The sequence below is a fragment of the Caulobacter sp. B11 genome (assembly GCF_002737765.1).
GTDB lineage: Bacteria > Pseudomonadota > Alphaproteobacteria > Caulobacterales > Caulobacteraceae > Caulobacter.
Map to the genome: position 1 here is coordinate 1 of NZ_PEGG01000145.1, position 7,455 is coordinate 7,455.

6 protein-coding genes and 2 pseudogenes are annotated in these 7,455 nt (G+C 67.2%); 1 reads left to right on the forward strand and 7 read right to left on the reverse strand.

Annotated elements, in window-relative coordinates:
* The 4 genes and pseudogenes from CSW58_RS07255 to CSW58_RS07270 all read right to left on the reverse strand — a co-directional run.
* Positions 1 to 217, reverse strand: a pseudogene (locus tag CSW58_RS07255) (DUF1697 domain-containing protein); the annotation flags it as partial.
* 100 nt (positions 218 to 317) lie between these two features.
* Positions 318 to 1,475: a cystathionine beta-lyase gene (gene metC, locus CSW58_RS07260; RefSeq protein ID WP_099446839.1), complete on the reverse strand. Its 1,158-nt coding sequence runs from the start codon at positions 1,473 to 1,475 to the stop codon at positions 318 to 320.
* A gap of 9 nt (positions 1,476 to 1,484) precedes the next feature.
* On the reverse strand, positions 1,485 to 2,327 hold the full coding sequence (gene sseA / locus CSW58_RS07265) for a 3-mercaptopyruvate sulfurtransferase (protein WP_099446840.1): 843 nt from the start codon (positions 2,325 to 2,327) through the stop codon (positions 1,485 to 1,487).
* 99 nt (positions 2,328 to 2,426) lie between these two features.
* Positions 2,427 to 3,425 (reverse strand): annotated as a pseudogene (locus CSW58_RS07270) (cysteine synthase A).
* 123 nt (positions 3,426 to 3,548) lie between these two features.
* Here CSW58_RS07270 and CSW58_RS07275 point away from each other — a divergent pair.
* Entirely contained in the window at positions 3,549 to 5,066 is a 1,518-nt protein-coding gene (locus tag CSW58_RS07275; RefSeq protein ID WP_099446841.1) for a cryptochrome/photolyase family protein, read from the forward strand.
* Here CSW58_RS07275 and CSW58_RS07280 read toward each other — a convergent pair.
* The 3 genes from CSW58_RS07280 to CSW58_RS07290 form a co-directional block, all read right to left on the reverse strand.
* Entirely contained in the window at positions 5,063 to 5,344 is a 282-nt protein-coding gene (locus CSW58_RS07280) for a hypothetical protein (protein ID WP_099446842.1), read from the reverse strand. The two genes, CSW58_RS07275 and CSW58_RS07280, sit on opposite strands and share 4 nt — an antisense overlap.
* Positions 5,345 to 5,412: 68 nt before the next feature.
* Entirely contained in the window at positions 5,413 to 6,636 is a 1,224-nt protein-coding gene (locus CSW58_RS07285; protein ID WP_099446843.1) for a cyclopropane-fatty-acyl-phospholipid synthase family protein, read from the reverse strand.
* Positions 6,637 to 6,726: 90 nt separating this feature from the next.
* A partial coding sequence (locus CSW58_RS07290; RefSeq protein ID WP_143755117.1) for a deoxyribodipyrimidine photo-lyase occupies positions 6,727 to 7,455 on the reverse strand: 729 nt, incomplete at its 5' end.

The window sequence follows — 7,455 nt, forward strand, 5'->3', positions numbered from 1 at the left end:
CGGTCCGCAGGGCCAGGCGCCCGTGCAGTTCGGTCTCGAGCTGAGCCTGCAGGTCGGCGCCGGTCCGTTCGCCGCTTTCGAAGACCAGGGCGCTGATCTTCGCATCGACATGGATCACCTCAAGCCCCAGCTGAACCAACAGGCCCGTCAGCTGGTCGCCGGTGATCTGGCGGCCGCCGGCGCTGGTGCTGCGCAGCAGGGCGATATGGATGGTCATGGCGAAACTCCGGGCCCGGACCCTTGGCTCCCTGGGCGGAGACGGCGACCGAGGGCGGGGTTTAGGCGTTCGCCGCGCCCCCGTCGCGCAAAAACGCCCTTTAGCCCTTCAGGCGGGCCAGGCCCTGATCGAGGTCGGCGATCAGGTCGCTTGGGTGCTCAAGCCCGATATGCAGGCGCAGCAGCGGGCCCTCCAGGCTAACCGGCAGGGTCCTGGTCTTCAGCTGCGGGTCGCAGGGAATGGCCAGGCTCTCATAGCCGCCCCAGGAGAAGCCGAGGCCGAACAGGTCGAGGTTGTCGAGCATCGCATAGACCGCGCCATCCGAGGCTGGCTTCAGCACCAGGCCGAACAGGCCGCAGGCGCCGGTGAAGTCGCGCTTCCACAGGGCGTGGCCCGGATCGCTCTCCAGCGCCGGATGCAGCACCCGCGACACCGCCGGGTGGTCTTGCAGCCAGCGTGCGACCTCCAGGCCGGCGGCCTGGTGGCGGGGCAGGCGGATGGCCAGGGTGCGCAGGCCGCGCAGCATGGTGTAGGCGTCGTCGGGCGACACCGACCAGCCGATGTCCCACATGGCGTCGGCCATCTGCTGACCGATCGCCGGGTCGTTGGTCGCGGCCGAGCCCATGAAACAGTCCGAATGGCCGCCGACATATTTGGTCAGGGCCTGGATGCTGAGGGTGACGCCATGGGCCAGGGGTTTGAAATAGTAGCCCGCGCCCCAGGTATTATCGATCAGGGTCAGCACGCCGCGCGCGTTGGCGGCGGCGGCGATGGCCGGGATGTCCTGCATCTCGAAGGTCAGGGAGCCGGGGGCTTCCAGCAGGATCAACCGGGTTCGGGGCGTGCACAGGGCCATCAGGGCGTCGGGCGTCAGCGCTGGGTCGTAATAGGTCGTCGTGACGCCGAACCGGGCCAGAACCCGGTCGCAGAACCGGCGGGTCGGCTTGTAGGCGCTGTCGACCACCAGGATCTCGTCGCCCGCCTTCAGCACGGCCAGCAGGGCCCCGGTGATCGCCGCCAGGCCCGACGGGTAAAGTGTCAGATGCTCGGCGCCCTCCAATTCCGCCAAGGCCGTCTGCAGGGCGGTGGGCGAGGCCAGACCGGTGATGCCGTAGGTCAGCTGGTCGTCGTCATACAGCGATGCGGCGTCGGGCAGCAGGACGGTCGAGCCGCGCTGGATCGGTGGATTGACCGTGCGGCCCAAGGACGAGGCCTGGAAACTGTTGCGGGTCAGGCGGGTCTGTTCATCGAGCGGCATGACCCAATCCTACCCCTGCTCGACCGGCGTATCCTCGCGCCCGCCCCATTCGGTCCAGGAGCCGTCATAGACCGCCGCCCGGGGTCGTCCGAGCCGGGCCAGGGCCAGGGCCACGACGGCGGCGGTGATGCCCGAGCCGCAGGTGGCGACGACGGGCCGCGTGATGTCGACCCCGGCCGCCTCGAACACGGTGGAAAGCTTGTCGGCGCTCAGCATCGTGCCGTCGGGCGCGACCATCGCCGTCAGGGGCACATTGCAGGAGCCCGGGATGCGGCCGCCGCGCAGGCCGGCGCGCGGTTCGGGCGTCTCCCCGGTGAAGCGGCCGGGCGGCCGGGCGTCGATCACCTGCTCGCGGCCGGTCTCGAGATTGCGCTTCATCTGTTCGACCGTGCGAACGATGTCGGCCTGGTGGCGGGAGGTGAAATGGCGTTCCTGCGGCGCGGCGGGACCGTCCTCGACGGGGCGGCCCTCGGCGATCCACTTGGGCAGGCCGCCGTCCAGCACCACAACGTCCTCGTGGCCCATGGCGCGGAAGGTCCACCAGACCCGCGCGGCGGGCAGGATGCCCTGGCTGTCATAGACGACGATCCGGGACCCGTCGCCGAGGCCCAGTTTGCGCACCCGCGAGGCGAACTTGATCGGGCTGGGCAGCATGTGGGGCAGGTCGCTGGTCTCGTCGGAGATCTCGTCGATGTCGAAGAACACCGCGCCCGGGATATGGGCCAGGGCGAACTCGGCCTTCGGATCGCGGGGCGTCCCCGGCATGAACCACGAGGCGTCGACAATCCGTACGTCCGGCGCGTCGAGGTGTTCGGCCAGCCAGGCGGTGGAGACGAGGGGGTCCTGGATCATGCTGCGCCTTTCGGGGTCTGACTCGCCCCTGTTTACAGTAGGTGGAACAGGATCGCGTCAACCGCGGCGAGGGGCAAGCGCCGACTCCACCTTACGGGCTCAGAGCCAGGGCGGGGTCGGCAGGCCCTTTTCCCGCAGGAAGTCCGGATTGAACAGCTTGCTCTGATAGCGTGAGCCGTGGTCGCAGAGGATGGTCACGATGGTGTGGCCGGGGCCCATGGTGCGGGCCATGTGGATCGCGCCGGCGACATTGATCCCCGAAGAGCCGCCCAGGCACAGGCCCTCGTGCTGCACGAGGTCGAAGACCACCTCGACCATTTCGGTGTCGCTGATCCGGATGGGATGGTCGACCATCAGGCCTTCGAGATTGGCGGTGATCCGACCCTGGCCGATGCCCTCGCTGATCGAGGTTCCCTCCGCCTTGAGTTCCCCATTCCTGTACCAGTTGTAGAGCGCGGCGCCGTGCGGGTCGGCCAGGCCGATCTTCACCGACGGCTTGCGTTCGCGCAGGGCTGCGGCGACTCCGGCCAGGGTGCCGCCCGAACCGATGGCGCAGATGAAACCGTCGACCGCGCCGTCGGTCTGGTCGAAGATTTCCGGGCCCGTGGTGCGGTAGTGCGCGTCGCGGTTGGCGACATTGTCGAACTGGTTGGCCCAGATCACGCCATTGGGCTCGGTCAGGGCCAACTGCTCGGCCAGTCGCCCGGAATAGCGGACATAGTTGTCGGGATTGGAATAGGGGACGGCGTCGACCTCGACCAGCTCCGCGCCCAGCAGGCGGATGGCGTCCTTCTTTTCCTGGCTCTGGGTGCGGGGATGACGATGGTGGTCTTGTAGCCGAGGGCCGAGGCGACCATGGCCAGGCCGATGCCGGTATTGCCGGCGGTGCCCTCGACGATGCGGCCGCCAGGCCTCAGCAAGCCCTTCCGCTCAGCGTCGCGAATGATGCCCAGGGCGGCGCGGTCCTTGACCGACTGGCCGGGATTCATGAACTCGGCCTTGCCGAGGATCTCGCAGCCCGTCGCGGCGCTGGCGCGGTTTGAGGCGGATCAGGGGCGTATTGCCGATGGCGTCCAGGACGTTGGCTGTGGTGGTCATGGGCGAATCTGGCGAGGCGGGCTGCTGTGGAAAGGGCTCCTCATGGTAGATCGTGCGCGGGCGCCCCGATGCAACCCAGTTTTCCTGAAGGCCTCGACACCACGATGAGTACGACAGGGCGCGTTGCGTTTGGTGCTGGGCGATCAGTTGAGCGACGGCCTCTCGGCCCTGGCGGATCTGGACCCGGCCCATGACGTGGTGCTGATGACGGAATCGGCGGCCGAGGCCACGGTCTGGAAGCATCACAAGCACAAGCTGGTGCTGATCTGGTCGGCCATGCGCCAGTTCGCGGCCCGGCTGGAGGCGCGCGGCGTTCGGGTGCGCTATGTGCGGCTGGACGACCCGGCCAACACCCGCACTATCGCCGGCGAGCTGCGCCGCGCCCTGGCCGAGGAGCCGGTCGATCGGGTCATCCGCACGGCCTGCGGCAAATGGAGCCTCGAAGCGCACCTGCTGTCCCTCGTCGCTGAACTCGGCGTGCCGCTCGAGGTGCGCGAGGACGACCGCTTCCTGTGCTCCCGTGAGCAGTTCGCCGCCTGGGCCGAGGGGCGCAAGGAGCTGCGGATGGAGTATTTCTATCGCGAGATGCGCCGTCGCACCGGCCTGCTGATGGACGGCGACCAGCCGGTCGGCGGCCAGTGGAACTTCGACGCCGAGAACCGCAAGAAGCTACCCGCCGGTATTCGGCCGCCGACCCGCCTGCGCACGGAGCCCCACGCCGTGACCCGGGAGGTTATGGCCCTGGTCGGGGCGGGGTTTGAGGACCATTTCGGCCGCCTGGACACCTTCGACTGGCCGACCAATCCCGACGAGGCCGAGGCGATCCTCGACCACTTCATCGCCGACATGTTGGAAGGCTTCGGCGACTGGCAGGACGCGATGAGCTGGGGGCGGCCGTTCCTCTGGCACAGCCTGATCTCGCCGGCCCTGAACATCGGCCTGCTGGATCCGCTGGACATCTGCCGGCGCGCCGAGGCGGCCTGGCGCGCGGGCAGGGCGCCCCTGAACGCCGTCGAGGGCTTCATCCGCCAGATCATCGGCTGGCGTGAGTTCGTGCGCGGCGTCTACTGGCTGAAGATGCCGGAATATGGCCTGCGCAACGCCCTGGAGGCCGAGGGCAAGCTGCCCTGGTTCTATTGGAGCGGCGAGACCGACATGGCCTGCGTCGCCGACGCCGTCGCCTCGGCCCGCGACCACGCCTATGCCCATCACATTCAGAGGCTGATGGTGACTGGCAATCTGGCCATGTTGCTGGGCGTGCATCCCGACGCCGTGGACGACTGGTACATGGTGGTGTTCGCCGACGCCTTTGAATGGGTTGAGATGCCCAATACCCGCGGCATGGCCACCTTCGCCGATGGCGGCATTGTTGGCTCCAAGCCCTATGCGGCCAGCGGGGCCTATATCGACCGGATGAGCGACTACTGCAAAGGCTGTCACTATGACGTCAAGGATCGGTTGGGCGACAACGCCTGCCCGTTCAACGCCCTGTACTGGGACTTCATCGACCGGCACGAGCGGCGGCTGGCCGGGCTGGGCCGCATGATGATGCCGCTCAGGAGCCTGGGTAAGATGCCCGAAGCCGAACGGGTCGCCTTCCGCGCCAAGGCGGCCGCGACACGCAAGGCCATGGGCGTTTAGTCGCCCAGATGGGTCTCGATCACGTTCAGCAGGGCCAGGGGCCCGCCCGCCGTGGTCGCCGCGCACCAGACATTGTGCAGGCCCTCGACCTCGACCAACTGGTTCTCGACGGCGTCGATCATGATGCCCTCGGCGAGGTCTGACGACACCTCGCCCAGCAGTTGCTCGTGCTGCAGTTCACCGCACCAGGCGGTGACGGCGTCGACCGCCGTCTTGGCGTCGAACTGGGTGATGTAGGTCCCCCCGTGGAAATCCAGGACCATGGTGTAGAGGTTCATTGCGACGCGACCTCGAAGGACTTTCGTCCATCTACGCACACCTCGCACGCCAGGCGAAGGCCCCGCGTCTAGGCGCGGCTCAGGCCCAGTTGAATGACATTGGTGCGCTCGGTTCGGAAGCCGGCCTCGCAATAGCTGAGATAGAAGCGCCACAACCTGCGGAACCGCTCGTCGAAGCCCAGGCCGCTGATCTCGCCCCAAGCCGCCTCGAACCGGCGGCCCCACTCCGCCAGAGTATTGGCGTAGTCCTGGCCAAAGCGGGTGACCTGGGTCCAGTCCAGGCCCGCCGCGCGCGTTTCAGTCCGCAGGCGTTCCTCGCTGGGCAGCATACCGCCCGGGAAGACGTAGCGCTGGATGAAGTCGGTGTGGGTCCGATAGTGCTCGAACAGCTCGTCACGGATGGTGATGATCTGCAGGCCGGCCTGACCGCCCGGGGTCAGCACCTCGTGGATTTTGCTGAAATAGGACGGCCAGTATTCCTCGCCGACCGCCTCGAACATCTCGATCGAGGCGACGCGGTCAAAGCGGCCGGTGACGTCGCGATAGTCGATCAGCTGGATGTCGGCCTTGTCGGCCAGGCCGTGGTCGAACATCCGCTGGGCGGCGAAATCATGCTGGGCCTGGGAGATGGTGATCGCGGTGACCTTCGCCCCGACCTCCTGGGCGGCGAACTGCGCGAACCCGCCCCAGCCGCAGCCGATCTCGAGCACGCTTTGCCCGGCCTGTAGGTCGATACTGCGGGCCAGGGCGGCGTATTTCGCGCGCTGGGCCTGTTCCAGGGGCTGGCCGGGATGTTCATAGACCGCCGAGGAATAGGTCATGCTCGGATCGAGCCAGCGGGAATAGAAGGCGTTTCCCAGGTCATAGTGGGCGTGGATGTTCTTCTTCGAACCCTTGCGGTCGTTGCGATTGAACAGGTGGATGAAGAAGTTCATCACCCGCATCACCGGATTGCCGTCGACCAGGGCCGTGAGGCGGTCGAAGTTCAGCGAAAAGGCGCACAGCACGGCCGATAGGTCGGGGGTGTCCCACTCGCCGGCCATGTAGCCTTCCGCGAAGCCGATATCGCCCGAGGCCAGGGCCCGCCGCACGAAGCGATAGTCGCGGATCTGGATGATGGCGTCCGGACCGGGCGTCTTGCCGTGGATCCTCAAGGGCTTACCGGAGGGCAGGATGAAGGTCAGCGATCCCACGGCCCAGTTCTCGACCGCCACCCGAACCGCCGTGCGAAAGGCGGCCGGGGCGCTTCTCAGGTCCGGATCGCGCCAGGAAATTTGCAGGGTGTCGGTCATCGGCGGTTCCATCCCATAACCCGGGGCGAATTTAAAAACACTCGGCGCCGATGTGTAAATGGCTGAACGAACAGCGTTGGCCGAGGGGCTTCAGTTCCCTTTCAGGCTCTTGTAAGCCTCCAGCGCCCGCGTTCGCGCGGCGCCATGCTCCACGATCGGTCTGGGATAGCTACGGGCCGAGGGGCTGGACGGATGCGCCATCCAGGGTTGATGCAGCACGGAATCGGACAGGCTCGCCAGTTCAGGGACCCACCGCCGAACATAAACCCCGCGCGGGTCGAACTTTTCGCCCTGGGTGATGGGGTTGAAGATCCGGAAATAGGGCGCGGCGTCGGCCCCGCTGCCAGCCACCCACTGCCAGTTGCCGACATTGCTGGCCAGGTCGGCGTCGACCAGGGTGTCCCAGAACCAAGCCTCGCCCTGTCGCCAGTCGATCAGCAGGTGCTTGATCAGGAATGAGGCCACGATCATCCGCACGCGATTGTGCATGAAGCCGGTGGTCCAAAGCTCGCGCATGCCGGCGTCGACGATCGGATAGCCGGTTCGCCCCTGGGTCCAGGCCTTGAAGGCCGCATCGTCGCGTCGCCAGCCGAAGCCGTCGAATTCGGGGCGGAAGCTTTGGGTTTGGATCTGGGGATTGTGGAACAGGATCGTGTGGTTGAACTCGCGCCAGCCCACCTCCGACAGGAACCTTCTGGCCTCGGCGTGAGGGGCTTCGCCCATGGCCATGGCGCCCTGGGCCGCCACCCAGACCTGGCGAGGGCCGATTTCGCCGAAATGCAGGTGGGGCGACAGCCTCGACGTACCGGCCACGCCGGG

What these genes read in the sequence shown, in the direction of transcription:
- metC (WP_099446839.1), bottom strand. Translation starts at nt 1,475, where the DNA reads ATGCCGCTCGATGAACAGACCCGCCTGACCCGCAACAGTTTCCAGGCC.
- sseA (WP_099446840.1), bottom strand. Translation starts at nt 2,327, where the DNA reads ATGATCCAGGACCCCCTCGTCTCCACCGCCTGGCTGGCCGAACACCTC.
- CSW58_RS07280 (WP_099446842.1), bottom strand. Translation starts at nt 5,344, where the DNA reads ATGAACCTCTACACCATGGTCCTGGATTTCCACGGGGGGACCTACATC.
- CSW58_RS07285 (WP_099446843.1), bottom strand. Translation starts at nt 6,636, where the DNA reads ATGACCGACACCCTGCAAATTTCCTGGCGCGATCCGGACCTGAGAAGC.